At 29.8% G+C, this 26,732-nt stretch carries 21 protein-coding genes and 1 pseudogene; 4 read left to right on the plus strand and 18 right to left on the minus strand.

Annotated features, from left to right (window positions below; all coding sequences use genetic code 11):
• Both IM532_RS12910 and IM532_RS12915 read left to right on the plus strand, forming a co-directional pair.
• Positions 1–289 (plus strand): annotated as a pseudogene (locus tag IM532_RS12910) (hypothetical protein); the annotation flags it as partial.
• Between the two features lie 48 nt (positions 290–337).
• On the plus strand, positions 338–610 hold the full coding sequence (locus tag IM532_RS12915; protein ID WP_194183915.1) for a DUF6520 family protein: 273 nt from the start codon (positions 338–340) through the stop codon (positions 608–610).
• A 41-nt stretch (positions 611–651) separates the two neighbouring features.
• Here the strand turns inward: IM532_RS12915 and IM532_RS12920 are convergent, their stop codons facing one another.
• Genes IM532_RS12920 through IM532_RS12930 form a run of 3 tightly spaced genes read right to left on the minus strand, consistent with a single transcriptional unit; the run spans position 652 to position 7,487 of the window.
• Entirely contained in the window at positions 652–3,132 is a 2,481-nt protein-coding gene (locus IM532_RS12920) for an alpha/beta hydrolase family protein (RefSeq protein WP_194183916.1), read from the minus strand.
• Entirely contained in the window at positions 3,119–4,489 is a 1,371-nt protein-coding gene (locus IM532_RS12925) for a RagB/SusD family nutrient uptake outer membrane protein (RefSeq protein WP_194183917.1), read from the minus strand. The genes IM532_RS12920 and IM532_RS12925 overlap by 14 nt, the downstream gene beginning before the upstream one ends.
• Positions 4,490–4,493: 4 nt before the next feature.
• Positions 4,494–7,487, minus strand: coding sequence for a SusC/RagA family TonB-linked outer membrane protein (locus IM532_RS12930; RefSeq protein WP_194183918.1), 2,994 nt, complete (start codon positions 7,485–7,487; stop codon positions 4,494–4,496).
• A gap of 2,418 nt (positions 7,488–9,905) precedes the next feature.
• Between IM532_RS12930 and IM532_RS12935 the strand changes: the two genes are divergently transcribed.
• The gene (locus IM532_RS12935) at positions 9,906–10,136 is read left to right on the plus strand and encodes a helix-turn-helix domain-containing protein (RefSeq protein ID WP_194183919.1); all 231 of its coding nucleotides are present in this window, start codon (positions 9,906–9,908) and stop codon (positions 10,134–10,136) included.
• A gap of 32 nt (positions 10,137–10,168) precedes the next feature.
• On the plus strand, positions 10,169–10,579 hold the full coding sequence (uraH, locus tag IM532_RS12940) for a hydroxyisourate hydrolase (RefSeq protein ID WP_194183920.1): 411 nt from the start codon (positions 10,169–10,171) through the stop codon (positions 10,577–10,579).
• On the opposite strand, the gene IM532_RS12945 is transcribed toward uraH, so the two are convergent.
• The 15 genes from IM532_RS12945 to IM532_RS13015 form a co-directional block, all read right to left on the minus strand.
• A complete protein-coding gene (locus tag IM532_RS12945; protein WP_228063733.1) occupies positions 10,559–10,774 on the minus strand; it encodes a hypothetical protein in 216 nt (71 codons plus the stop codon). The genes uraH and IM532_RS12945 overlap by 21 nt on opposite strands.
• Before the next feature lie 80 nt (positions 10,775–10,854).
• Positions 10,855–11,310, minus strand: a complete 456-nt coding sequence (locus IM532_RS12950; protein WP_194183921.1) for an excisionase family DNA-binding protein — start codon at positions 11,308–11,310, stop codon at positions 10,855–10,857.
• A 146-nt stretch (positions 11,311–11,456) separates the two neighbouring features.
• Positions 11,457–12,050 (minus strand): acetyltransferase, encoded by a 594-nt coding sequence (locus IM532_RS12955; protein ID WP_194183922.1) that lies wholly within the window; start codon positions 12,048–12,050, stop codon positions 11,457–11,459.
• A gap of 9 nt (positions 12,051–12,059) precedes the next feature.
• Positions 12,060–12,665: a sugar transferase gene (locus IM532_RS12960; protein ID WP_194183923.1), complete on the minus strand. Its 606-nt coding sequence runs from the start codon at positions 12,663–12,665 to the stop codon at positions 12,060–12,062.
• 332 nt (positions 12,666–12,997) lie between these two features.
• Positions 12,998–13,357 (minus strand): four helix bundle protein, encoded by a 360-nt coding sequence (locus IM532_RS12965; protein WP_194183924.1) that lies wholly within the window; start codon positions 13,355–13,357, stop codon positions 12,998–13,000.
• A gap of 185 nt (positions 13,358–13,542) precedes the next feature.
• A complete protein-coding gene (locus IM532_RS12970; RefSeq protein ID WP_228063734.1) occupies positions 13,543–14,859 on the minus strand; it encodes a glycosyltransferase family 4 protein in 1,317 nt (438 codons plus the stop codon).
• Complete coding sequence (locus tag IM532_RS12975; protein ID WP_194183925.1) at positions 14,860–16,224, minus strand: phenylacetate--CoA ligase family protein; 1,365 nt, start codon at positions 16,222–16,224, stop codon at positions 14,860–14,862. It lies immediately after the preceding gene.
• The gene (locus tag IM532_RS12980; RefSeq protein ID WP_194183926.1) at positions 16,214–17,188 is read right to left on the minus strand and encodes a glycosyltransferase family 2 protein; all 975 of its coding nucleotides are present in this window, start codon (positions 17,186–17,188) and stop codon (positions 16,214–16,216) included. Before IM532_RS12980 ends, IM532_RS12975 begins: the two co-directional genes overlap by 11 nt.
• A 5-nt stretch (positions 17,189–17,193) precedes the next feature.
• Positions 17,194–18,282, minus strand: a complete 1,089-nt coding sequence (locus IM532_RS12985; protein ID WP_194183927.1) for an EpsG family protein — start codon at positions 18,280–18,282, stop codon at positions 17,194–17,196.
• A 1-nt stretch (position 18,283) separates the two neighbouring features.
• Positions 18,284–19,390 carry a glycosyltransferase family 4 protein gene (locus tag IM532_RS12990; RefSeq protein ID WP_194183928.1) on the minus strand — a complete coding sequence of 369 codons (1,107 nt, stop codon included), beginning with the start codon at positions 19,388–19,390 and terminating at the stop codon, positions 18,284–18,286.
• Positions 19,391–20,458 (minus strand): glycosyltransferase family 4 protein, encoded by a 1,068-nt coding sequence (locus IM532_RS12995; RefSeq protein WP_194183929.1) that lies wholly within the window; start codon positions 20,456–20,458, stop codon positions 19,391–19,393. It lies immediately after the preceding gene.
• Complete coding sequence (locus IM532_RS13000) at positions 20,458–21,480, minus strand: acyltransferase (RefSeq protein WP_194183930.1); 1,023 nt, start codon at positions 21,478–21,480, stop codon at positions 20,458–20,460. The genes IM532_RS12995 and IM532_RS13000 overlap by 1 nt, the downstream gene beginning before the upstream one ends.
• Positions 21,470–22,444, minus strand: coding sequence for a polysaccharide pyruvyl transferase family protein (locus IM532_RS13005; RefSeq protein WP_194183931.1), 975 nt, complete (start codon positions 22,442–22,444; stop codon positions 21,470–21,472). The genes IM532_RS13000 and IM532_RS13005 overlap by 11 nt, the downstream gene beginning before the upstream one ends.
• Positions 22,441–23,721, minus strand: a complete 1,281-nt coding sequence (locus IM532_RS13010) for a hypothetical protein (RefSeq protein WP_194183932.1) — start codon at positions 23,719–23,721, stop codon at positions 22,441–22,443. The genes IM532_RS13005 and IM532_RS13010 overlap by 4 nt, the downstream gene beginning before the upstream one ends.
• Positions 23,702–25,216 carry an oligosaccharide flippase family protein gene (locus IM532_RS13015; RefSeq protein ID WP_194183933.1) on the minus strand — a complete coding sequence of 505 codons (1,515 nt, stop codon included), beginning with the start codon at positions 25,214–25,216 and terminating at the stop codon, positions 23,702–23,704. Before IM532_RS13015 ends, IM532_RS13010 begins: the two co-directional genes overlap by 20 nt.
• Between the last annotated feature and the right edge of the window lie 1,516 nt (positions 25,217–26,732).

Below are 26,732 nucleotides of genomic sequence, written 5' to 3' on the forward strand. Positions count from 1 at the left end.
ACCCTTATTGGTGAATAAAAATATGAATACCTATCACAACATCTTGTTTAATGAATCTAATCTGATGGGAAAACACGAATCCCAAAAACAATGGAAACAAGCATCGGTTATTGATATGTATTTCACTAATCGCAACTATTATATCGGCAGTTTTTATGTACATCACCGTCAAGGTGAAAAATTAGCAGATTTTTTGGTTACCGATTCACATTTTTATGCTTTAATAGGCAATGAACTGATTCGTTATAAATGGGCGCCCAATGTAATGAAGCAGTTCAGCATAGAGTAAGCCGAAAATCTATTAAAAAAAGAGTAGGCAAAATAAAAATCAACCAAGATGAAAAATTTAAAACAAGTCATTTTACCAGCTGTCATTGTATTGATGGGGACTGGTGCAGCTTTTGCAACAAATCAAGCGAAGAAAGAAAATGCAGCCAATAAAATGGGATACTTCTTTGATGAAGAAACAGTAGAATGTATTCCTAAGGCTGAATGTAGTGATGTTCCAGGTCAATTATGTACGTGGACGGATGAAAACAATATCTCTCATCCGTTATACGAACTATCTGAAACATCTTGTGTAACACCATTGTATCGTATTAGTAATTAAATAAAAATAGGTATGCCCCTTTAAGGCATACCTTTTTTGTTTTATTCTACTTCTTTATCTTTCTTCAAATAGAAATTAAACCAATGCAATATTCTTTTTGTCAAATCTTCTTGATTACTCTGTTGAATGAAACTATGCCCTTCATTGGGATACAGAAGCAATTGATGCTCTTTTTTATATCTTCTCAAAGCATTTGCCATCTGAACTGATTGATGCCAAAAAACATTGTAATCTTCTTTTCCAGTCCATAAAAGCAAAGGTGCTTTCATTTGATTAGTATATAAAATAGGCGAATTTTTTTGATATAATTTTGGAACATCCGCATAGGGTTTACCTATATTAAATTGTGGTGATTCAAAACGCCAATAACCTGGTTGACTAAAATTGTAATTGTAGCTGTAGTATTCCATTGTTAAATCATGGATCCCAGCTCCAGCGACTCCTGCTTTGAAAAATTTTGTTTGGGTAAGATAAAAACTCGTTTGATATCCACCGAATGAATGACCGATTAATCCACTATTTTGTAGATCTACTTGTGGAATTTCTTTCAGTTTTTTTACTGCTCGAAGAAGGATTTTCAACCCGCTTTTTCCTGGATTTCCTTTTTTGAAATCTAGATCAGCTAGAAAATAAAAGTAATTATTTAAATTAAACAAAAGTGGATTTACACCAATTGGATTTTCATACGTTTCTTCATAAAAGATCGTAGCAACACTAGATTTTTTTTCATAAATATCAACAATTAATGGATATTTCTTGGATGGGTTGTAATTAATCGGATACAACAAAACCCCTTTCAGATTTTCACCATTATAGCCTTTGTAGTAGATAACTTGTGAACGGTGATTTTTTAATTCCTCTTCTTTCTTTATATTTTGATCGATGATTTGTTCGCTTTTACCATTGTAATAAACTAACTGATAAGGTAAATTAAAATTCTCTTTTCTATAATAAATAGAAGATGTTTGAGAATTAATCTTGTATTGACTCAACCTGTCAAGAGAATGAACTAATTTTTGAAAAACTAAAGTTATTGAGTTGTAAGAATAAATTGTTGTTGAATTATCCTTAGTATCTTTTACTTCAATATAAACGACATCATCTGGTACAAACATTCTGAGATTTACAAAATCACCATTATGTTGTACTTGATCAGAATACGTTTTTTGGTTTAAGACTTGAAAACGAAGCGGCATTTGACTTTTGAAGGACTGAATTAACGTAACCTCATTTGTTTTTAAATTATAACTATAAAAATGATTGGAATCAAAAAAGTAAAATTTACTCTTGTCTTTTGACCAAATTGGTGGTTGTGTTAATTGATAAGGAATGGTAAAATATTGTTGTTTCTCAACATCATAAATCTTCCAAAATTTTTGGTTAAGCTCTTTAAATAAGATAGAATGACCGTCTTCATTATAACTCAAATTTTCATTAGGATATTCAATCCTATTGGTAATTTGTTTTCGAGTTTTTGTATGACGATCAAATAAATAAAGTGTTAGATCTGTATTATTTTTGATGTAATCTTTATAAGTAAATGGATTAAAATTCAAGAAATATTTTGAGTGATTGAAAAATAAAAGCGTTGGGAAATTATCATCATTCCATGATGTTAGTTCATTTTTCTCTAATTCCCAATAGACTTGAAATTTTTCTAATTGAGGTGCTTTTATGTTCTTCTCTTCCAAATGTAAATCATTGCTTTTCCAGATTTCAACTTCACCTTTCTTTTTTTGTTTTGTTTCATCGAATGTGTAATAGATAAAATAGACCAATTCATCATCGTGACTAATAAAAGTCTTGATTAGTTTTAAAGTTTGACCAACTTGAAGTGGTAAAGTCGTGATAATTGGAGTTGATGTTGGACTTTTATACCAATACAGCTTATTATCCACACGAATTAGAAAACGATTGGTGTTATTTCCCCAATTCAACACCTGAGGTTGAGTAGAGAAAGAGCCAATTTTAGTTGTTTGTTTTGAAGATCCATCAACATAGAACAGATTAAAAGTAGTTACATCATCTTTTTTTTCACTGGTTGTTACAAGTGTTTTTTTTGAATGTCTATCTACCTCGTAGTTGACTGCATTTGAAAATTGATTCCATATTTTTTTATGCTCATCAATGAAAAGGACTTCATTTTGCTTGGTTTGTGTAATGATTTCAGTTTTATTTAACCACAATTCATATTTAATAACATCAGAAATAGAAAAAAGATCTTCTAAATTGATCGTTTTAATAGATAAGGAATCTTTTTTGAATTGAACAATTTCATCTTGATTAAAAAAACGTGCATTTTGTGAAAGAGAGGAAATAATTTTATGCGATGGCTGATGGTATAATACGGTTTGATTTGGATTATTTCGATAAAATTTACTATAAATCACCCAACTATCATCAGGTGTAAAATCTTGAACTAAAGGTTTAAAAACACCTTCATTGATTGTATTCTGCCCTTTTAAAGAAAAAGGGCAAAATAAAAGTAAGGTTACAATGGATATGAAATTAATAGCCTTCATTTTGGGGATTAAGATTTGGGTTAAGCAGTAATTCTTTCTGAGGCAAGGGCAAAACGTTATGAAACGATTTCCAATTTGGTTTAATTAGCTGCAATTGATTTAATCGATTATTTCGTTTTAAATCAATAAATCGATGACCGAATTCTGAGAAAAACTCTTTTTCTTTTTCTTCCAATAACCAATCAATTGCTTCTTCTTTACTTCGAATTGTATTGATTTTACTTAAGCCCGAACGTTCACGTATTTGATTAATGAATTCAATTCCTGCATTTATATTTCCTTGATGGATATAGGCTTCTGCCAAAAGAAAATAAGCTTCTTCAATACGCATAACATTACTATACTCTGTTGTATTTTCTCCGTTTTTATTTTTATATTTAAAAGGCAAATAATAAGTAGATGTTGGATTTGAAACAGTTTTAATCCATTGTATTTTTCTTAAGTCTGTTGCTTCAAATTTTTCCATAATGTGAGGACTTAATGACGCAGAGGAAGGAGGAAAACTTGTTGAGTTGTACAAATCTGCTTCAAAAGTTGATTTAAGAGAAACATCAGGATTTAATTGCCAAATCACACCTTTATAACTTTTGTTAAAAACTTCTTGAGGTTCATTACGTAATGTATACAGGGGAGATTGAATAATAGAGTTCACTTCTTGTTGAACGTGGTCCCATTCTTTCATTTCTGCAAATTGACGAGCTAATAAAAGTTTAGCAGCATATTGATTCGGATAAATGTATTCTTGATTTCTATAAGTTTCTTTCAATAAAATTAAAGCTTCTTCTAAATCGTGCTGATTATTTCTTAAAACTTGAGTAATAGAAGTTCTATTTAATGATTTATTAAGAGCATAATCAGTTGTAGTGGCATACGGAATATCGCCAAAAACGATTGTCAAATAATAATAGTGTAATGCTCGAAGAAAAAGCGCTTCACCAATCATAGTGTTTTGGTCTTCTTTACTTATTGCACTATTGTTACGCATATTTTCAATGAAAATATTAATTGCATAAATTGTTTTATATGAACTATCCCATAATTTTGAAACAGCAGAATTGGTCGCTAGAATTTGATTATGATAAAAAGCATTTAAATTATGACTATCACCTAAATAACTGGTAAGCTCATCTGTATAAATCCCTGTCATAAATCCAATTCCATACATTCCTCCATTAACAAAAGAATCATCGCGTGTCGAACTGTATAAGTGGGCTAATGCTGCTTTTGCAGTCGCAGCATCTGTATAAACGATAGAAGTATTGATTTGTGTAGTTGGTAAATCAACTTCTATGAGCTCTTCACAACCTACAAAAAGTAATTGCAAGAATACAGCGAATAATAAAGTATATTTTTTCATGATTTTAAAATTTAAATTGTAAACCAAATGAATAGGTTTTAAGGGGTGGTAAAAAACCTGTAAGCACAAACTCTGGGTCTAAGCCGTAATAATTTGTGAAGGTCAAAAGATTTTGTCCTTGAAAATAAATCATGGCATTTTTCCAAAATGTTTTATCAGAAGGAAGTTGATAACTTATAGTAATATTTTTCAATCGGATATAGGATGCATCCGAAACCGATTTATCACTTTGACTAATTAAACCACTTAGTTTATTCCAATCTGCTTTTGCAGTGGTATAATAAAATGTATACGCGGAGTTAGGATTTAATGTTGACCAAGCATCTAACATTTCAATAGGCTGATTATTAAGTGATCCAGGCGCTAAATAATTAGAATCATAATTGAATTGTGTTTGTTTCACAAACTGAAAAAGAAAGGATAATTCAATTTTTTTATATCGTAAAGAATTGCTCCACCCACCATAATAATTCATGCCAACTTCTTTAATACTTTGTTGGTCATCAAGAGGAGAGATAATTCCATCACCGTTATAATCTTTAAAACGGTATAAGCCCGTAACAGGATCAATTCCTTCATAATGATAAAGTTTTTGAATAGTTGTTGCTTTTCCAATCACATAAGTATTCGCATAAGTAGAACCTTCAAGATTAGGAAAAGACTCTAATTTATTTTTTGGAATACTTAAATTGAAACTACTAGACCATTTAAAATGTTGCTTTTTTATAAGGTGAGTATCTAATTCAAATTCCAATCCTGTGTTTTGAATCACTGCATTTAAATTTGATTGAATGGACGAAAAACCAGTAGTTCCTGGTAAGGGTATTCCAACCAATTGATTACCTGATTTGTTTTGATAATACGCCATCGAAAAATTCAATCGATCTCGTAAAAATCCAAGCTCTAATGCTAATTCTAATTTTTGAGTTTTCTCCCAACTAAAATTAGGGTTATATAATCGAGAAGGAGCCATTCCAGTAATTTCATCATATTTTGTGCTACCAATTGTATAGGTATCTAAATATTGATAATCTCCAATTTGATCACTCCCCGTAATTCCAAAACTTCCTCTTAATTTTCCAAAACTTAACCACGCTGATTCGTTGAATAAATTCTCTTTTGAAAAAATCCAAGCACCTCCAATTGCGCCAAAATTAGCGAAACGATTATTTGGACCAAATCGGCTCGAACCATCTCGGCGAGCAGTTAAATTAAGAATATACTTATCAGCATATTTAACGTTAAATCGAGTAAATAGGGAAGCATACGAATATTCAACTTTTGAATTTTGGTTAATAGTTTGTGTTTTTGCAGCACTTAAATTATAAATCAATTCATCAGAAGAGAAGCCAGTTCCTGTCACTCTAAAATAATCACTTGTGGCATTTTGTAAACTTGTACCCACTAAAGCATCCACTGTAAACTTATTTAATTGCTTATTCCAATTTAATTGTGGTTCTACTACATAAGATAGGGATTGATTCGTTCCTTTTGAAGAAGTAGAATTTGCACTTGTAATACCATTCGCAGGATTATAAAGCGTATGAGGACGAATAGAGGTCTCCATAAAACTTAAATCATTCAATCCAGCATTCAATTTAATGGAAAAATTATCAGAAATTTGATACCCAAAATTGGTATTGAGCAATAAATTTTTAGTATCATTTTTATAAATTGAATGTAAAGCAGCTACCGGATTCGTCCAAGATCCTCCTTCCCAATTCAAGCTACCATCTACATTGTATAATGTTGGAGCATTAGGAGCTAAACGTAATGCTTTAGAAGTTAAATCTGTAGTAGGCAACGTATTTGATTGTAAATTATAAGAAGTATTAACAAAAATAGTTAATTTTTGATCCTTACTTTTATGATTAATATTTGCATTAAAGTAATTGGATTTTATCCCATTATCAGTTGGAAAAACAGTAGTTTGTTCTTGGTGTTTCGCATTCAGCACATAGGTAGTTTGATCGTTACCACCACTTAATCCAATTTCATATAAAGACCCAGCAGCTAATCCACCAATCAATTCTTTTTGCCAATCGGTTTCACTATTTTCATTCCATCTTCCATTTACATCGTAAGCGTTTGCAGGATACGTCACAATTTCACTATTTTGAAAGCCTAACTTTCGCATATTTAAATATTGTTCAGTATTCATCAACTTCATTTTATTCGCAACTTTGCTGATACTGTAACTCGAATTAAAGGAAAATTCAGTTTTTCTATTTTTGCCTGTTTTAGTAGTAATTAAAACGACACCATTCGCTCCACGAGAGCCATAGATAGCAGTTGCATCCGCATCTTTTAAGACTTCAATACTTTCAATATTATTGGGATTGATTGTATTAAGTGGATTAATGGAAGCATAAGGTATAATAGTTCCAGAAAGATTAGAGGAATTAGAAGTTACAAGTGCTATTCCATCTACAATATACAATGGATCATTTCCCTCCCTACGCAAGCTATTCTTTCCTCTAATTTGGATATCATAGCCACCGCCTGCGACACCCGAATTTTGTACAATACTTACACCAGCCATACGACCTTGTATTGCAGAAAGCACATTATTCACCGGTTGATTTTCAATTTCCTTTGCGGTAACGCGTGCAATAGACCCTGTACGCTCTTTGTCTTTTACGGTATAATATCCTGCATTTACCACAACTTCTTGTAAGCCGATGCCCTCTGTATCAAATTCAATACTAATAGAAGACCTGTTCTTCACTTCCTCTTCTCTTACCAGTAGCTCAGGCGTTTCAAAAACAAGGGTTGCATTAGGCGTCACTAGCGTTATGTCATAACGTCCATAATCGTCTGTAAAGGTGTGGTTTTCTGTACCTTTTTCAGTAACCAGTACCCCACTTAGGGAGATACTTTGTTCTTTAACTGTTCCATGAACAGTTTTTCCAACTTGTGCCAACATTGGCGTAGCACAAATCATACTCAAGATAACGGATAGCGCATTGCCTCCGATCTTAAAATGATTTTTTTTCATAGATTTGTAAAAGTTTTAATTCAAATTATTATTACTATTCCTCTCCCTATTACTTGGCGCCAACTTCGTACATAGGGACTGGATTTTTTTTATCTTATAAATCAATTATATTCTGAAGCTTATTAAGCTTATATTATATTCTTTTTACTTTATTAAAAGTCTTATACTCTTTTTATATATGTTCATTTTTTTCGTCAAAAAAAGAACCAAAAAAGACATTGCTAAAATCTTCAACTAAAAATAAATTTCATTCGAGGAAAGATTTAAATGACTCGTTAGCACTCGCTAAATCTTTCTTTTCTCTACTTCAATTTATTTTCTTAACGTTTACGATTTACATGCAATTTTTTATCACACATTCTAATGAAATTTATGGTTTATTAATCAATAGCTGGACGCTAGTCTATTAAACGCTTCGACAAGCTCTGCGTGACAATTAATCGTCAATTCGAGTGATTTTTCGATTCTTTTGAATAAGAAAAATTGTATCGAGAATTTAGACGTATAATAACTCTGCTTTCCTTGTTTATCTGTTTTAAAACTCCCTAATACAACTTATACCTGAGAACTTACTTCTTCACTTTTTTAATCGGCCTACCGATTAGCAGACGAGTGTCAATTCATTGAATGGAACGTAAAAATTTTTAGTAACCGACAGGTTATCTTATTAAAAATTTTAGAGAGATGAAATGAACATTGACCGTCGAAAATCGAAGCCTTGATTTTTTTTGGTTCTGTTTTTTGTATCAAGACAAAAAATGAACATAATTATTATAAAATCAATATCTACTTATTAAATCAAATAACTCCTTCACTTCTTCAATCCTTTACTTATTAACTCATTAACCTCTTCAATCATTGCTTTTTAATCGGCCTTAAATTCGCGCGTTAAGAAAAAGAACGAAGAAGGCGTTAAAAATAATTTGCCGACGTCAGGAGCGATTCAAAATATTTAGCCAACTGAAATTCTTTTTTAGCAAAGAATTTACAGCCTTGATTTTTTTGGTTCCTTTTTTCATCAAGGAAAAAAGAACATAATTAAAAAAAATACCTAAGCCACACCGTGGCTTCTCCTTTTAATTTCAAATGTTTTGTGTCAAGACAAAAATGAACATCTAAATAAAAAATTATTCTTTAGTAAATTATATTCCAAAGCTTATTAAGCTTCTCCTCTCAAATCAAATGTTTTGTATTAAGACAAAAATGAACATAATTATTATAAATGAATATTTACTTTTTAAATCAAATAACTCCTTCACTCCTAAAAAAAACCCTTTCCTACTAACCGATAATTAACACTAATATGAATTAAAACTATTCCTTATGAAGAAATAACTACTCTCTATTTTGGTGTTCAGAAAGGGGATATTTTAAGTATCAATCAGTTCACAACTTAAAAACCTAACCCTACAGGGTATCCAGCAGAGTTAGGAAACTCTACGAGTTATTATTCATTAAATAATAATACTATTTAAAAATGAATTGAGGGAAAATGTAAATGTTTCTTCTTATAATTTTTTATTTTATATTTCTTAAATATTACTTTTTACGAACTTGTAATCAATTAAAAATCTTTTAATTACTAATTCAATATCTACCTATTAAATCAAATAACTCCTTCACTTTTCCTTTGGCCTCTAAATCTATAACGTTAAGAAATGAAATAGAATGGAGGATAAGAAAGATTTAGCGAGCGACAGCGAGTCATTCAAATCTTTCCCGCAATGAAATTTAATTTTAGTTAAATAGATTTGAAGCCTTGATCTTTTTGGTTCTTTTTGTATCAAGACAAAAATGAACATCTAAATAGAAAAATATTCTTCACTTCTTCCCTTTTGGATAATCCCGATAAAGTTTCTACTTTTAAGAGTGCGAAAAATAAGAGTAGAACCATGCTGTCAAAATCGAAAAGAGATTTTGATAAATTACTGCATTAGCATAGGATAATCTCCTTTGTAAATGCATTTAGTCGTGAAAATAAATGATTGTTTAAAATAAAAACATATCAGACCTGGTCTGGTGGTTTTTTACGGTTAAATAATAATGTGTTCGTTCTCATAGGTTTTGGGTTTTATGGAACGATGTAGTTTTAGTGAAGAATAAATCCTTGAAATAAAAAGCAAGGAGCAGTCTCACACTTTCAATCCAAAGGGGTCCTACACCCTCTCAATAAAAAATTTATTGAGTAGCTATTGAAAGTTAACGTGAGGACCGCTCCCATGCCATATACGAAAGTACAAAACTTTTGAGACATGGAGCGATATCACGATTCCCTCGATAGCTTTAAATAGGACTTTATGGCTCGAGAAAAACATCGTTAATAATGGCCTTTAAGCCTTAATTATCATATCACTACAACAAATATAGTAATAATATTTTAATGTGGCAATATAACCACAGTTATTTTTAATAAATTATATGATTAATAATCTAGAAACTGAATATATTAAGATAGGACAAGCAATACGCAAGAGAAGAAAAGAATTAAAATTGAGCCAAAAACAGCTATCAGAGCGAATACCAAAATTAGATCGATCAAAAATTAGTGATATGGAAAACGGAAAAGAGGATTTTGTTTTTTCTACACTAATAAAAATTTGCATTGCGTTAGAAATAACTTTAGAGGAGTTATTACAAGAGAAAAAATAATTATATCAATATATATTAAAACCTATAATAAAATGAAAAAAGCAATTTACCTCCTATTAATGTTCTTTGCATTAGCACAAGTTAGTTTTGCGCAAGATGCAAAGTATCAACTATCAAGTCATATACTAGATATTACAACGGGGAAACCAGCAGCGGAAGTAAAAATTACATTATCTAAAAAAGATAAAAAAGACAACTGGATTGTAGTTGATGAGAAAATTACAGATGCCAATGGAAGAATTAAAGATTTTCTGAAGCAAGATGGGAAAGAGCATACAGGGATTTACAAATTAACATTCCATACCAATCCTTATTTTAAATCATTAGGTCAAAAATCATTCTATCCATTTATAGAAGTAGTTTTCGAATTAGCAGATAACGAACATTACCATGTGCCTATTACATTGTCTCCTTACGGTTATTCAACGTATAGAGGAAGTTAATAACCGATCTTTTTCATCGGGTAAATTTAATTGATTAATTATACCATCATAGTTTAAAACCAATGCATCTGGAAATGCTAAATTTGCAATATTTGTACGTTTATTTGCTTCCTGCTCTGATACGCCTTTTCTAATCATTACTTCTTTCCATTCATCAAATATATTAGCACTCCACTTCGGGGGTATATAAGTCATAATGAGCAAACCAAAATAACAAATCTCGTATAACAACTGGGAAAATTATATTAGTATCTAACACAGCTTTAAATCTTACACTATGTATCATATATTCCTTTGTCTTCGTCAAAACTCATCATATCAATAAGATAATTTTTCTGTTGTGATTTCATCACATCTCTATATTGGATAACATCTTCAAATAATATGCGTCTATGCTTACCTACCTTCGTATAATTAATTTTACCTTCTTCTAATAATTTCACCAAATGTGGACGTGAACAACCTAAGATTTCGGCCGCCTTTTGTGTAGTTACTTCAGTAGCTATTGGAACTAATGAAATTGGTTTTCCTTCACTCATCGCTTTAAGAATATCTTCTAAGAGTTTTAATGCCTTATAAGGTATTTTTATACGCTCTTTTGATTCTTCTATTTCTATTTCAGTATCTCCTTGGTCTAAATGTTTTAAAACAGAAGAGAGTGCTGTATATGATTCTATAGCTACAAGCTGTTCTGCTTTAGTAGGTCTTTTTATTTCTTCTAGTGTTTCCATTATTTTCATGTCTTATAGCAAATATAAACATAATATTCGAAATAAACGAAATAAACGAAACAGAAGGAACGCTCATTCCAACTTTAATACACATTATATACTAAACAAAAAAAAGAGCCTACAAGGGCTCTTTTTTATTATATATTTTATTGATTATTATATTTAATAACCTTTCCGGGATTCCCTACCACAACGGCATAGTCTGGGACATCACGTATAATTACGGCACCAGCGCCTATCGTACACCATTTACCTATTCGTACGCCTTGTATAGCACAAGCGCCAATACCAATATGCGTTCCTTCACCTACCTCAACATCTCCTGCTAAAGCGACATTCGGCGATATATGTACATAATTATGAATTGTACATTCATGGTCAATAGACGAATTTGTATTGATAATGCAATGTTTACCTATCGTAACTCCCGAATTTATAGTAACACCTCCCATAATCACTGTGCCTACATCTACAAAAGCTCGTTTAGAAATGATTGTTTTTGGATGCACAAGTGTAGGATAGTTAAGTACAGGATTATTCTCTGCTATCTTTTTACGAGTTGCATTACTTCCCATTGATAAAAATACTTTGCCTTCAGCAGGTACTTCATGGATTACCTTATATTCAAATAAAGAATCCAACGAGGTATTCCCATCTATAAATCCTTTAACTTCTACAGCAGCAGCTTCTGCTACTTCCAAAACGACTTTACCATGTCCACTGGCCCCAAATAAATACATGCTTTTTATCTAATTATTTCCGTTAAATGGTTCTATTGTTACTTGTCCTTCTTGATTAATATCTTCTCTAAAAAATACTTTTTTAAAAGTCGTTAAAAATACTTTTACATCTGTAGCAAAAGAAATATGATCTACATACCAAACATCCAATTCAAACTTCTTTTGCCATGATATCGCATTACGTCCATTTACTTGTGCCCATCCTGTAATCCCAGGGCGTACCAAATGGCGTTTTTTTTGCACCTCATTATACAAAGGTAGATAGTGAGGCAACAATGGACGAGGTCCTATAAGAGACATATCTCCTTTTAAGACATTAATCAATTGAGGTATTTCATCCAAAGAAGTTTTGCGCACAAATGCTCCAATGGGTGTTAAACGTTCGGCATCTGATAATAAATTTCCGTTCACATCTTTCTTATCATTCATCGTTTTAAACTTAATAATATGAAAGATTTTTTCGTTTAATCCTGGACGTGCCTGAAAGAAGAAGGGCTTGCCTTGGTTGGCAAAATATAATCCTATAGTTACCACAAGAATTAACGGTGATAGACAGATAATCCCAATCAAGGCGATGGTAAAATCAAATAAGCGTTTTAGATAGTGTTGGTACATTGTTTTTTTAGAAAGGGATTAGATATTAGAGGTTAGAAAATAGATAAGTGTATTTAGAAATTATATTATTTCATTCAACTTATACAAAGTTAATAACCCGTATTCTATCCCAATAGTATTTTAATTTTTAATATTTTTTTTAAGTAATTAACAAAATATGTTTTCTATTTCATTCATATTTCCCAAGTCCCTGATCTCTATTCCCCAGTTCCTACTCCCTAGTCCTAATCCCTAGTCCCTGCTCTCTATTCTCCAGTTCCTAGTCCCTAATCCCCAGTCCCTAGTTCCTACTCCCCAGTCCCTAGTCCCTGCTCCCAGTTCCCAGTCCCCAATCAATTCTTAGATTTACGATAGTTTATTAACCCATTAAGTAGTTTACCTATTTCATTTAAAATAAGTATGAATTCTGAATATTTTGATTCCCTCAAATAATTCAAATTATACGCAATAATAAGTTGAGTTTCTAGTTCAGCCAAACTTCCTAGAGCAATATATAAAAATTGAATATATTCTTTATTTGAATGACGCGCTGCCCCTTCTGCTATGTTAGAAGGAATAGATACAGCAGATCTTCTTATTTGGCTTGTTAATCCGTATAACTCTTCTTTAGGAAAGGACTGTGTTTCTTTGTAAATATTTGTTACTAAATCAACCGAATTTTTCCAAACATTTAAATCTTTATGTGTCTTCATTAAGAATCAATTAAATCTCTAATTTACAATCTATAACAAAAACTTCCTAATCCCAAGTCCCTGATCTCCAGTTCCCAGTTCCCAGTCCCTAATCCCCAGTCCCTAATCCCTAGTTCCTAATCCCAGTCCCCAATCCCTGCTCCCTAATCCCTAGTTCCCAGTTCCCAGTCCCTAATCCCTGCTCCCTAGTCCCTAATCCCCAGTGTTCCTGCCACCAACCTATCATACTCTTCTAATAAAGCATTCCAAACTAAGGATTGTTCGTAACGGGATTGAATCATCGGGCGTGAATTCACTTGTAAACTTGTGTAATACGATTGATCATTCATCATTTTTTCCATTGCTTTATAAATAGCTTCAGCATCTTTCACCGGAATAATAGTACCGTTTTGACCTTCTACAATAATTTCATTACACCCATTGATATTAGAAACTATACTTGGTAATCCCATTGCTCCAGCTTGCATCACTACATTAGGAAAACCTTCTCTATAACTTGGAAAAACCAAAGCATCTGAAACTGCAAAATAAGGTCGTACATCTTTCTGAAATCCTACCGAAATGATATTTGGATTAGAATTAATTTCTTCCAACGTTTCAGGCTGCAAAGGATCTAAATCTGATTCTAAAGGACCAACGAGTAAGAGTTTAGCAGAAGAATTATTTTCTTTCCAATCCTCATTCCCAGATCCCTGCTTCCAGATCCCTACTCCCTGATCCCTATTTCCTGCTCCTTGCTCCCTGCTCCCTGCTCCCTGCTCCCTGCTCCCTACTTCCTGCTCCCAGATCCCAGATCCCAGATCCCTACTTCCTAATCCCTTAAAAGCTTTTACAAGCTCATTGATTCCCTTATCACCTACCAAACGTCCAACAAAAATGAAAACGAAATCGCTTGGTGTAATTTTTAATTCCTTTTTTAAATTTTGTTGAACATCAATAGAGATTTTATCTTTTGAGAAAAACGAAGTATCAATCCCATTGGATGAACCATTACCAATTACCTTTAATTTATCTTCTGAAGTATATTGATGAGTTAAAATAAAATCATATAACCCTTTTGAATTAGGATATACTCGAGTAGCACAATTATAGGTGAGTTTTTCAACAAAATCTAAAACTTTACGCTTATTACCAGAAGCTTCCATTAAAGGTAAACCTGCTACCGTATGTAAACGTATAGGTACACCTGCTAGTTTAGCTGCTAACATACCCACAATACCTGCTTTAGGTGTATGGGTATGTACAATTTGTGGTTTTTCTTTTTTAAAAAATTGATACGTTTGCCATAAAGACTTTATATCTGCAATTGGCGTTATTTTACGAGACATTTCGATAGGAACTATACGAATTCCTTCTGTTTTATGCACCTCATCTAATTCCGCTCCAGCAGATGAGACACCAATTACTTCAAATCCTTTAGAAGACATAAATTGATGTTGTCCTTTCAATAATACTTTAAGCGAGATTGGAACAGTGGTAAGACGAATAAGCTTAGTTTTCATTTAAATCAAATGCTTTATATTATTTTTTACAATTCGGAATTTCCCACTATTTTCAATTGGAATTTCCTTCACTTTTATTATTGTAATCTTCATTTGATTTCCTACTCTATCTTTCCAATTTTGAATAAATTTTTTCTCAATCTCATTATTATAGATTTCATCATCTACAATTAAATGAATTTCCAGCGCATTTAATTCATTTTGAATTGCTTGAAATTTTACTATTCCTCTTGTATCTTTCAATGTATTAGAAACATTTCCTAAGTTTATTTTTCCATTTTCTAGTGAATAGATATAATCATCAATTCGTCCTAAAATTTCCTTTATTAAAGGATTGTGATTACCACATGTACATCTACTTGAAGAGTCTTCTAAAGTAATTGAATCCCCTATATCATACCTAATAAGAGGAGTTCCTTCGGTAGTAAAAGATGTAATAACTAGTTTACCAGAATTAGTGGGTTTATTATTATCATCTAATACTTCAAATACTCCACTTTGTAATTCGAGATGGAGATTACCCTTTTCACATTCAATAATAAAGGGAGCTCCTTCTGATGAAGCATATTGATTATACATTCTAGTTTTAAAGAATTTTTCAATTATTACTCGCATTTCTTGAGTAATTGTTTCTGCTGTAGGAAATATAGCTTTTACTGTATTCGCAGGAAAATCATATCCATTTTTAAGTCCATACTTTGCAATTTCTAATATTGTCGAAGGAAATCCTACAAAATATTTAGGTTGATATTGTATTAAGTCTTCAACATAATATTTCAGATAATCATCTTTAATATGAAAAGTAGAATAATATCTGACCTTATATAGAAAATCCGTTTTCCAAAAACGATTCTTTTTAAGATCCTTATTTGTTAATAAATTTTTACCAGAAAACCACGCTGTTTTTTCTCCTAACTTATATCCTGTACGGTTTCTAAAATCATCAAGCATTGCAAATCTTTCTTGCATATTTTCTTTCGTAAAATATACTTCTAAAGATTTACCTGTTGTTCCTCCTGTTTTAGATAATATACCTTCGGATTTAGTTATTGCATACACTTCTCCTATATATTTACGGAGAGTTTCTTTATTTACGATTGGTAATTTTTCAATTTCATTTAGTTCAACAATTGGATAATTTCTATAAAATGAGGATTTTTCTATAGTTTCCGATAAAAATTTGTTAAAGCGCTTTGTTTGTATGTTTTTTAATTCTTGTAAACTTAAATTTCTATTTTGTTTAAACTGATTTAAATAAAATTGATATTTATTTCCGTAACGATCTTTATATGCGAAATAATTAAATAGTGTAATCAGTAAGCATTGTAAGAAGTGTGGTAAAAGTTTATAAATTTTATCTTTCATTTTTTAATTTAATTAATATATTAAAAAGTAAAGGAGTATAAATTACTAACATTCTAAATAAGTTCTTATTAGATTGAGCTATTTTATTATTTAAATAGTATAGATCTGTCTCCTTAAGTTTTACAATAATTTGATTTATTTCTTTCCTATTAAAATTATATTTAAATGCTTGAAAAATTTGATTTACATTTAATCGAGACAATCTATCTGTAAAATATTTATCATTTAAGCTTCTGTTATTTACTCCAAAATCTTTAACTTTCTGAGTTACAATAAATAAGTCATATACTAACTTCTTTTTTTTGTTTATATCATGATTCCTTGTAATAGAATTATTAGTTTGTACAAAACTTTGTAAAATAATATTTTTTGATATTACTTTTTTAGCAAAATAAAATGCTCTTGTATTAAATTCGAAATCTTCAATATAGATTTGTTCTTCAAAAATTAAATCATGCTTTTGTAAAAAATTCTTTGAGTAAATTTTATTGCATACTGAAGGAATAGATTTTTGATTTAAATAGTAATCAACTCCATTAATATAATTTAAATTGTCATTAACTCGAAAAAAAGATTTGACTAGTAAATTATCATCTAAAATATTGTTTGATAATTCTAAGATATCAAAATCAAAATCATTTAAAAATAAATCAAGCATTTTTAAATCTACTTCTAGTATATCATCAGCATCTAAGAAAATTAATAAATTGCCCTTGGCATTTTTAATTCCAGTATTTCTTGCACCACCTAATCCTTTATTTTTCTGAGAGTGGATTTGAAAATTTACATATTTATTTTTATTTAAATATTCTTTAATAATATTAACTGAATTATCTGGAGATTCATCATCAATTAAAATAATTTCAAACAATTCAGAATTTAAATTGTTTTTGTAAACAGATTCTACACACCGAACAATATATTGTTCGACATTGTACATTGGTATAATAATAGAAAATAACATTATGATTAGAAAATAACATTCATAAAAAAAGTAAAGCCAAAATAGGCTAACATAATATAGATTAGTATTTTTTGATGATTCTTCCCAAAAAGATATTGTTTTAATAAAGGATAAACAATGACTAGTGCCATCATAAACCATGATAAATAGGCAAAACGGTTTGAAAAATTGGCTTTAATCACTAATATCCAAAATGCATTGGCTATAATGTATGTACAATAAATCAAAGTATACCGTTGATCTTCAAACTTTTTCTTAAAAATATAATACCATCCAGCAAATACAGCGGAAGCACTATACAAAACGAAATCCCAACGAAATCCAGTTGAACTAAAATTATCATTATTTTTATTTCCTGCTGTTAAATAAGAAGTACGGTTGTCTTCAATTAATCCTGCAAAAAAAGCTTGTAAAATATCTCCTCCTAATAATGAAATAGGTATACAAGCAAACCATCCATAGAGAATATATTTTGGTTTTTTATAAAAGGATGCTATTACAAATGCTATAGATGGTACAAGCATTGAACTATGAAAATTATAAGCTAAGATCATAATTATAAGTTGTAACCATTTTTTATTTGTTGCAAAAACCAATAAAAAAATTGATGTGGCTATTCCATTACGAATTCCATTAGTTCCATAGGCCCAAAAAGAAAATGAACCAATAAACAGTACAAATGCATAAAATGCACCTTTTTTAAAGTTAACTTTTGAAACTACATATAATGGCGCTATATACATTGTTGCTAATAGAAAAAAATAAGAATTAGCTGACATGATACGTGAACAATAATAAGTGAAATATTGGAAAAGAATATCTTTCTCTTTTATTTCATCTTTACCAAAATTTTGGTATCGTTGAAATATTTTATTATAAGTAGACATATCTATGAATGCACCAGAAATGGGCCTAAATCCAATATACAGTAATGTAAAAACAAATAATAAATAGAATAATATATTAACAGTAGTTAAATTAGCTTTATCTAATAAACTATACTTTTTTGAATAAATCAAGATTAAAATAAATACAAATAATAAGATAAAATTGTATATATCGCCATAATATTCTAAAGGTACCCAATCAAACATTTTATAAATTTAAAAGGTTATTCCATTTTTGCATAACTGAAGAAGTTGAAAAACGGTTTATATTTTGTTTCCCTTTTAAAGACATATTTTGTAATTGCAATGGACTTTGAATTAAATATATAATAGTATTTGCTAAGTCCAAAGGGTTTTGATTTTGCACCAAGATTCCATCTTCTCCATGAGTCAAGATATTTCGTGGCCCATTTGGACAATCATACGATACTACAGGTAAACCAACATTCAATGCTTCTAATAAAACAGTAGGAAAACATTCGGTCATTGATGTTAGCGCATAGATATTATAATGGGTCATTACTTCCGGTATATTACTCACTGATCCTTTGAACATGATAACCTCATCCAATTGATAATTTTTAATAAGCACTTCCAATTCCTGCTGAGTACTCCCATAATTATCTCCATAAATATGCAATTGCCAATCAGGTGCATGTTGATGCACAATTTTCCATGCTTCAATCAGCTGATCAAATCCCTTAACTGCTGCTATACGGCCTGCGGCCATTACTTGTTTATTTTGCAAATGAGCATATAAAGGTGTTGGATCAATTGGATTAGGAATTACAACAGCATTATTGGTTTCAACATAATATGCTTCATCCTTATTTAAGACAACTATATGATTGTATTGAGATTCAATCCAATCTGTTAATTTAAACTTTAATTTTCCTAAAAAAGAAGAATGCTGACGCTGATGAGGTTCTAAATATCTTGAACTATGTCGTTCTTTAATAAGTTTTGAATCACCTTTTATAAAAGGCAACCAATAATGATCAAAATTAAAATTAGGCGAAATAATCACATCTGGCTGTAATTTTCTAAATAATGATTTCTGCTTTTTAAAATGCAGAAATGCTTTCTTTATATTTTCTTTAGAAAAATAGGATTGTCTTCGATTATAATTAACACCTAAGTCAATGAATTGCACACGTGATTCTAGCGTATAACAAGGCTCTTTCCCTTGTTGCTCAGTAGTCACAATATAGACCTCAACATTTGGTAAAGTCAACCAATAATTCACTTTTGTTGCCATTACTTTTTCGATACCACCATGCAAATAGATTTGATCGGTATTAAAGACTATTTTCATCTATAAAGATTTAAATAAATTATCCCATTGCTGGGCAATGCTTTCAAGAGAAAAACGTGTTGCACTTCGTTGAGCAATCGTTCCCATCTCTATACGTAATTTTTCATTTTCAATTAATTCGACTATTGCTTGTTGAAAAGCTTTGCTATTTTGATTTGGTACCAAAAAACCATCTACCTTATTTGTGATAATATCTCGTGGCCCAGCAGGGCAATCAAAACTAATACAGGGCACTCCGCAAGCCATTGCTTCTATTAACACCATTCCAAAGCCTTCTGATCGTGACGGTAAAACCATCAAAGAAGAAGTCTCAAATTTTTCTTGAATAGGATTATAGGGTGCGTGAAACTTCACATTTGATAATCCCAAATCATTAGCGAGCTTTAAATAAGTTGTATTCGCATCAAGCTTACCATAAATATCAAGCTGCCAATCTGGAAATTTATTCTCAATATTTTTCCAAATAGCTAAAAGTGTATCATATCCTTTATTATAAGAATGCGAACCAACAGCAATAATCCTCTTTTGATCCAAGGGATTTTTTTGATCTGAACCAAAGCTTAAAGGATTTGGAATAACTTTAATATTATTTCCCTTCCATTCTTTTACATTAGATTTTGTTAATACAACAAAAGCATCAAAAGAAACAGAAAATTTCCTCATAAACCTAACCTGTAATTTTCCTAACCATCCTTTTTGACGATTCAACTCCAGAGATGCATGACGTTCATAAATCCACTTGGCATTCGTTTGTATTATCCGTGGCAGAAAAAATCCTTTTAATCCATCATCACAAACTGAGATTACATCAGGTTGTATGACATTAGCAGCATCTTGAATACCTTTTTTGTAAGACTCAATATATTGGAGTGTACTGCTAGATATTTCAATCGAAATAAATTTAATCTTAGGACTAAACTCATAAAATGGATTGAGATGAGCGTCATTTAAAACTAAGATAGTTACATCATAATTGTAATGTTCGGCTAAATAAGAGGCCTTTACTGAAAGTACTCTTTCTAATCCACCAGCTCCATTGATACCATTGGTTACGTAAAGTAGTTTCATTAGACTCCTATAATATATTTGCTGTAAGGCATTAGACTTAAAATTTTCACAATTAAAAAAGAACAAATTAATGATATAATCGCAATTATGGGGGTTTCAATAATTGGATGAGGCAAACGATGATTTTCCAATACTTTCCAAATGATATCCCTCACGACAATTATATGTATCAAATATATACCAAAAGAATATTTTGCGATATTATTGAATAGTTTTTCAAGTAAAGTATTTAATTGAATATTTTGAAAAAATGTAAAGATAATGGTTACTAAAAATGCACTGCTTAACGAAAGATTTTCCCTCACCATATCTAACGCTTCTCTATTAAATATATAACCATAGAAATAAGGTAGTAAAGCCCCTATAAAAAGTGGAAAAAGCTTATAAAATAAAGCAAATTTACTTTTTACATGAATAGGAAATTTTCTTAAATATACACCTAAAAACAAATAGCCTACAAATCCTCCTAAATAACTTGTGATAAAATAGTAGCTCCCAGTAATAGAGTAGATTTCTTTATTAAATATAAGATTAGTATAGGGTAATATCAATGTTAATATCCAAAGCGAAATTATAAACCTAAGTTCTCCTTTATTAGCTTTTTGTAACCAAGGGGATAAAATAGGAATAATAAAATATAAGCCTATAATTACATAAATAAACCAATATACGCCCGTAACTGGTTGTATAGGTAAAAGAATTAATTTTGTAATTGTTTCTGCGAATGTAAATGAATGATTAAAATAACCAATCAATAATATTATCAAGGACCAAAATATAAATGGCCCTAATAACTTGGAAAATCTTTTTTTATAAAACTCGAACATTCCAAGTTTAGTTGGAGCTAATAAACTTGATGATAAAGTAACAAATAATTCTGAACTTGGAGATGAAATAAATGAAAAGAGCATCATAAATAATCCAAACGCAGGATTTAAAGCTGGCATTGCTGAGTGGGTTAATATAACTAAGAAGCAAGCTACTGCTCTCAAATTATTAAAATATTGCACTCTATTTTCCATTAATAAATTCTTTACAAATATTTTTTAAATTATTTGCTATATCATGATGTTTTTCAAAATTAGTCACTACTGTATCTAATTTAATTTCATGCTCTAAACCAAAATTAGAAGTCCATTCCCCAGTTTTAGTATTAATATCAATGCGATTAAATAAATCAATTATTCCATCGAAGCGACATGAATCTACAAATGTTTCAAAACCATTTATAAATATTACAGGTGTTCCTAACGCTAAGCATGGTAATGCTGTATGTATGCGAGAAGTTATTACTAATTTAGCCTTCGCATACTTATTTAATAAATCTTCTGCCATCGCAAATTTTTCTTCGTGTGTATATGTATGAGCTGGCGGCTCTTGATTAATGTGTATAGCACTTTCAAATACCTCTTTAGATATGATTTTTTTTAAGTGCTTCTCACGCTTGCCAATTTCTAATACCTTACCACTTTGTACACTTCGAAGAAACGTTTTGTAATTACGGAAAACCTTTCTTTTTGTTGTGTAACCATACAAAGGATCAACAATATAAATTTTGTCTTCTCTTAAAGAATCCTCTACCTTGTAAGAATCTAAAGTTAGCGTTAAACATCCTGTGAAATATGCTTGTATCCCTTTACTAGTTAGCAAATCTGCAGTATATTGATCTCTACAACCAATAGGCTCGTGTTTTTTTAAGTAAGCAATTCCTTCTTCTTTTAGCATAAAAGGAGCAGCTGTATTATTAATATGAAACGAAACAAATAATGGTTCAATTTTATCTGAGGGGATCCAGTCATTAACATTATGAGTGAACCATCCGTTTAATATCATTTTTACTTTATCACCATTATACTTGGCTAATTTCTCTCTATTAATATACTCGTCTACATGTGGTAAAAATTGCTTAGCAGCTAAACTCTGTATATTATCTCCAACATTGAAAAATTGTTCGTTTTCATCATATTTTAATAATCCGTATTTCATAAAAATTTTCTTCTAAAGTTTAAATAAATAGTAAAGGTTTTTGGGAATTTTTTTATAATTGAGTATTTAAATTTATTGAAGTCTGATACTACTCCAATCTCTTTATCACTAATATTATTTACTAATTCTTTTATTTTTGTTAAATTATTAATTTCTGATTCTCTATCTGAGAATATAAAGAGATTAGAAAGATTAATATTTTCTATCATTTCCATCCAATACATTTTAGTTCCTTCTGTAGAAAATCCATTTTGGAGTTTATTAAAAATTCTTTCATATACTGTATTATCTATTTCAAACCCATATTTATTAGGATCTTTACCTTGTACCATAATAGAAAACATTGTTCGTAAACATTTTTCACATTCATTACAATTTAATGAACTTTTAAATTCATTATAACAGACTCTTAAAGGTGGTTTTATTGTATAATTATCTGAACTGTTAAGAATAGTAGTTACTTTATCAAATCTACTTAACTCATATCCATCATGGAAAATTGTAGAATTACTCCATTTAATTAAATTATCAGTTTCAGGCATTGATCCCCAAGGACTAAATTTCATTTTTATGGAACGTGTTGAAGCAATGTAAAGAATATCAATTTGATGGATATAACATATTGGAGCTGATAAGCATGTAAGAGATAGCCCATGTTGAATCTTGCCCCACCATCCTAAATTAGGAAGTAATTTATCAACTTCAAATGTTATAAAATCACGGATATTTGACGATATATAATGTTTAATATTTTTATTAATTAAATCTGTAGTTTCTAAGTAATTAGTTAAATCTTCCCATTGTGCACTATCATTAAGTTTAATATCTGCTCCTTTTATTGTGATTAAATGCAAATCCTCATCAACATGCCTTAAATAAGTAGTGTATGCATCAACTCCTCCACTGAAAAGCATAGCCTTATTAGTGAATTTTAAATCGGATCTTAAAGATTGTGTATATTTAAGATTATTAGATTCCGGTAAATCAATAGAATAATATTTACTAAACTCTTTTTTTAACTGTGTCAAAGATTCTAAAAAAATAGAATCTACACTTTCAACATTAACATTGAATCCTGCAAACCATGCTATTGGCATTACATTTGCTAAAAATGGAATGATTAATATCTCAAAGGGTACAGATGATATGTCTTCTTCAAATTCAATAAAAAAACTTTCATCACTAAAATATTTTTTTATATCCTTAGTAGTAGAATATTCAAAATCTATCCTTTTATTATTTCTAGAAAATTTTATACTATTTAATTTTAATTCCATTCTTTGTTTTTAATATTTTGTTTAGAATTTGTTTTTCTTCCTCATTCATAGTCAAAAATATAAGTGATAATATATAGGATATAACTATCAAAATTCCTTTAACCGTGAGACCTATCCACCCATCAATAGGTATATATATTATAAATAAAGAAGCTATAGATGTAGAAATTAGTGGTGGAATAAAATCTTTTAATGATTTAATAAAGAATTGTTTTATGTCTAGCTTTAATATTTTTATATAGAAAATATTCATTACTATTTGGCTGATTAACCAACTTATCACTATACAAGATATAACACCTATTATTCCATTTTTTTTAACATAATAAAAACTAATTAGAGTACCAATAAATAGAGAAGTGAAGTAAACAAGTGTTTTAAACTTAAATAATTTTTTTGCTTCCAATAATGAATTTGCAAAAGTTTGGGATAATGGAATAGTATAACCTACCATTATAATTATAGCAATATAATAAGCATCTAAATATGTTTCGCCTACCCAGAGAATAATAAATTCTTTTCCTAATGCTACAAATCCAATAAAAATAAGCAATAATGAGAATAAAGAATAACGTCCGATTTTTATTAATGAATGCGTTAGTTGTATGTTAGTCGCTGAATGTACCACCATCTGAGTTGCTCTAGGTAAAAAAAGATTAGACAAGGCACCTGAAAAAGCACCATAATAAGACCCTAACAAAATACCTATTGCATATACTGCAACCTCTTTTGTACCTAAATTCGTACCTATAATAAACTGACCTCCTTTCCACTGTATTTGACCAATAATTGCGAAAATAAATATCCATACAGAATATGAAAATATTTCATAAAGCATAGTCTTTTGTGGAAATTGAAATTTGAACTTAACCTTTATATATTTTTTAATATATATAAAAGTTGCAATGATAGTCAAAACATTTATAAAAGTATCTAAAATTACAAGACCTATAGAATCAGCTCCTAGATATAAAATCAATATTACTAATATACTTCTTAATATATATTTAATATTAGCTAATGCTCTAGGGAATACAAATTTTTCATAAGCATTGGATATTGCAGTAAAAGCACCTCCTGGTAAAGTAATAGCTAAATTAAATATTAATATTAGAGTCATTAATTTAGCTTTTTTAATTTCTTCAGGATTTAATGAACTAGAAAATATATTTTCTAAATTAAAATAAAATATACTACCTACAATAACTACGAAAAAAGATATCACACCATAAATTATAAAAGATGTTCCTAAAAAGTTCTCTTCTGATTCTTTATCCTCTAGTGCTCTGTATTTTGAAACATACCTTACTATTGTATTATTTAAACCTAAATCCATTATAGCAATATATCCTACAAACGCACCAATTAAAGTGTATAAACCGTATTCGGAATCACCAAGGCTTTTTACAATAAACGGAGTTAGAATGAGGCCGATAGTATTTGTTAAAAATATATTTATATAAGAAAGTAGAGCTCCTTTTTTTATTTGATTCATTATAGATTTTGATAGTATTTACAGAGGGATTCTTTTTGCATTTTTAAAATGCTTCCAAAAGTAACGAATTCGTTTAGTTTGAGATAGGTTTAAGAGGGTATTTTTATCCGATTAAACGTTAATTAAACGGATAAAATCAACAAATAGTGCGTTTGTACTTGAGAATAAATAAACAATAAGATTTAATCATTTAATTCAATAACTACTTAGCGCATTAATTTTAATTTAATTTAACTTTAATCTAACCTTAAATTCGCGCGTTTAAAAAAAAAAGAATAAAAATGACATTCTCTATTTATCACTTTTTAAATGGCCTACCGATTAGCAGACGAGTGTCAATTCATTGAATGGAACGCAAAAATTTTTAGTAACCGATAGGTTATCTTATTAAAAATTTTAGAATTTGAGATTAAGAGGAGAAATCATAATATGATTTCGGGTACTAAAGCTTAATAAGCTTTAGAGAATGAATATTGACCGTCGAAAATCGAAGCCTTGATTTTTTTGGTTCTTTTTTCATCAAATTTGAAATTAAAAGGAGAAGCTTAATAAGCTTCGGAATATAGTATAAATAAAAACCAAATTTCTACTTATTAACTAATTAACCTCTTCAATCATTGCTTTTTAATTGGCCTTAAATTCGCGCGTTAAGAAAAATAATAAAATGACATTCTCTATTTATCACTTTTTAAATGGCCTCTAAATCTATAACGTTAATAAATTAAATACAATGGAGGATAAGAAAGATTTAGCGAGTGCTAACGAGTCATTTAAATCTTTCCCGCAATGAAATTTAATTTTAGTTAAATAGATTTGAAGCCTTGATTTTTTTGGTTCTTTTTGTATCAAGACAAAAAATGAACATAATTATTAAAAACCAAATTTCTACTTATTAACTAATTAACCTCATCAATCATTGCTTTTTAATTGGCCTTAAATTCGCGCGTTAAGAAAAAGAATAAAGTAGGCGTTAAAAATAATTTCCTGAGCGATAGCGAGTGATTTAAATTATTTAGCCAACTGAGATTCTTTTTTAGCGAAGAATTTACAGCCTTGATTTTTTTTGGTTCTGTTTTTTGTATCAAGACAAAAAATGAACATAATTATAAAAAGAATATTCCACTTTTGATCTAGAAAAAAGTGATAATTAAAAAAAATACCTAAGCCACACCGTGGCTTCTCCTCTCAAATCAAATGTTTTTTGTATAAAGAAAAAAAATGAACATAATTTAAAAAACAAATTACTACTTATTAACTAATTAACCTCTTCAATCATTGCTTTTTAATTGGCCTTAAATTCGCGCGTTAAGAAAAATAATAAAATGACATTCTCTATTTATCACTTTTTAAATGGCCTCTAAATCTATAACGTTAATAAATTAAATACAATGGAGGATAAGAAAGATTTAGCGAGTGCTAACGAGTCATTTAAATCTTTCCCGCAATGAAATTTAATTTTAGTTAAATAGATTTGAAGCCTTGATTTTTTTGGTTCTTTTTGTATCAAGACAAAAAA

This window comes from Faecalibacter rhinopitheci, assembly GCF_015234135.1.
In the GTDB taxonomy this organism is placed as follows: Bacteria; Bacteroidota; Bacteroidia; order Flavobacteriales; family Weeksellaceae; genus Empedobacter; species Empedobacter rhinopitheci.

Excerpts from the sequence above, each read along its gene's own strand:
- IM532_RS12915 (WP_194183915.1), top strand. The coding sequence starts at position 338 with ATGAAAAATTTAAAACAAGTCATTTTACCAGCTGTCATTGTATTGATG.
- IM532_RS12920 (WP_194183916.1), bottom strand. The coding sequence starts at position 3,132 with ATGAAGGCTATTAATTTCATATCCATTGTAACCTTACTTTTATTTTGC.
- IM532_RS12925 (WP_194183917.1), bottom strand. The coding sequence starts at position 4,489 with ATGAAAAAATATACTTTATTATTCGCTGTATTCTTGCAATTACTTTTT.
- IM532_RS12930 (WP_194183918.1), bottom strand. The coding sequence starts at position 7,487 with ATGAAAAAAAATCATTTTAAGATCGGAGGCAATGCGCTATCCGTTATC.
- IM532_RS12935 (WP_194183919.1), top strand. The coding sequence starts at position 9,906 with ATGATTAATAATCTAGAAACTGAATATATTAAGATAGGACAAGCAATA.
- uraH (WP_194183920.1), top strand. The coding sequence starts at position 10,169 with ATGAAAAAAGCAATTTACCTCCTATTAATGTTCTTTGCATTAGCACAA.
- IM532_RS12945 (WP_228063733.1), bottom strand. The coding sequence starts at position 10,774 with ATGACTTATATACCCCCGAAGTGGAGTGCTAATATATTTGATGAATGG.
- IM532_RS12950 (WP_194183921.1), bottom strand. The coding sequence starts at position 11,310 with ATGGAAACACTAGAAGAAATAAAAAGACCTACTAAAGCAGAACAGCTT.
- IM532_RS12955 (WP_194183922.1), bottom strand. The coding sequence starts at position 12,050 with ATGTATTTATTTGGGGCCAGTGGACATGGTAAAGTCGTTTTGGAAGTA.
- IM532_RS12960 (WP_194183923.1), bottom strand. The coding sequence starts at position 12,665 with ATGTACCAACACTATCTAAAACGCTTATTTGATTTTACCATCGCCTTG.
- IM532_RS12965 (WP_194183924.1), bottom strand. The coding sequence starts at position 13,357 with ATGAAGACACATAAAGATTTAAATGTTTGGAAAAATTCGGTTGATTTA.
- IM532_RS12970 (WP_228063734.1), bottom strand. The coding sequence starts at position 14,859 with ATGAAAACTAAGCTTATTCGTCTTACCACTGTTCCAATCTCGCTTAAA.
- IM532_RS12975 (WP_194183925.1), bottom strand. The coding sequence starts at position 16,224 with ATGAAAGATAAAATTTATAAACTTTTACCACACTTCTTACAATGCTTA.
- IM532_RS12980 (WP_194183926.1), bottom strand. The coding sequence starts at position 17,188 with ATGTTATTTTCTATTATTATACCAATGTACAATGTCGAACAATATATT.
- IM532_RS12985 (WP_194183927.1), bottom strand. The coding sequence starts at position 18,282 with ATGTTTGATTGGGTACCTTTAGAATATTATGGCGATATATACAATTTT.
- IM532_RS12990 (WP_194183928.1), bottom strand. The coding sequence starts at position 19,390 with ATGAAAATAGTCTTTAATACCGATCAAATCTATTTGCATGGTGGTATC.
- IM532_RS12995 (WP_194183929.1), bottom strand. The coding sequence starts at position 20,458 with ATGAAACTACTTTACGTAACCAATGGTATCAATGGAGCTGGTGGATTA.
- IM532_RS13000 (WP_194183930.1), bottom strand. The coding sequence starts at position 21,480 with ATGGAAAATAGAGTGCAATATTTTAATAATTTGAGAGCAGTAGCTTGC.
- IM532_RS13005 (WP_194183931.1), bottom strand. The coding sequence starts at position 22,444 with ATGAAATACGGATTATTAAAATATGATGAAAACGAACAATTTTTCAAT.
- IM532_RS13010 (WP_194183932.1), bottom strand. The coding sequence starts at position 23,721 with ATGGAATTAAAATTAAATAGTATAAAATTTTCTAGAAATAATAAAAGG.
- IM532_RS13015 (WP_194183933.1), bottom strand. The coding sequence starts at position 25,216 with ATGAATCAAATAAAAAAAGGAGCTCTACTTTCTTATATAAATATATTT.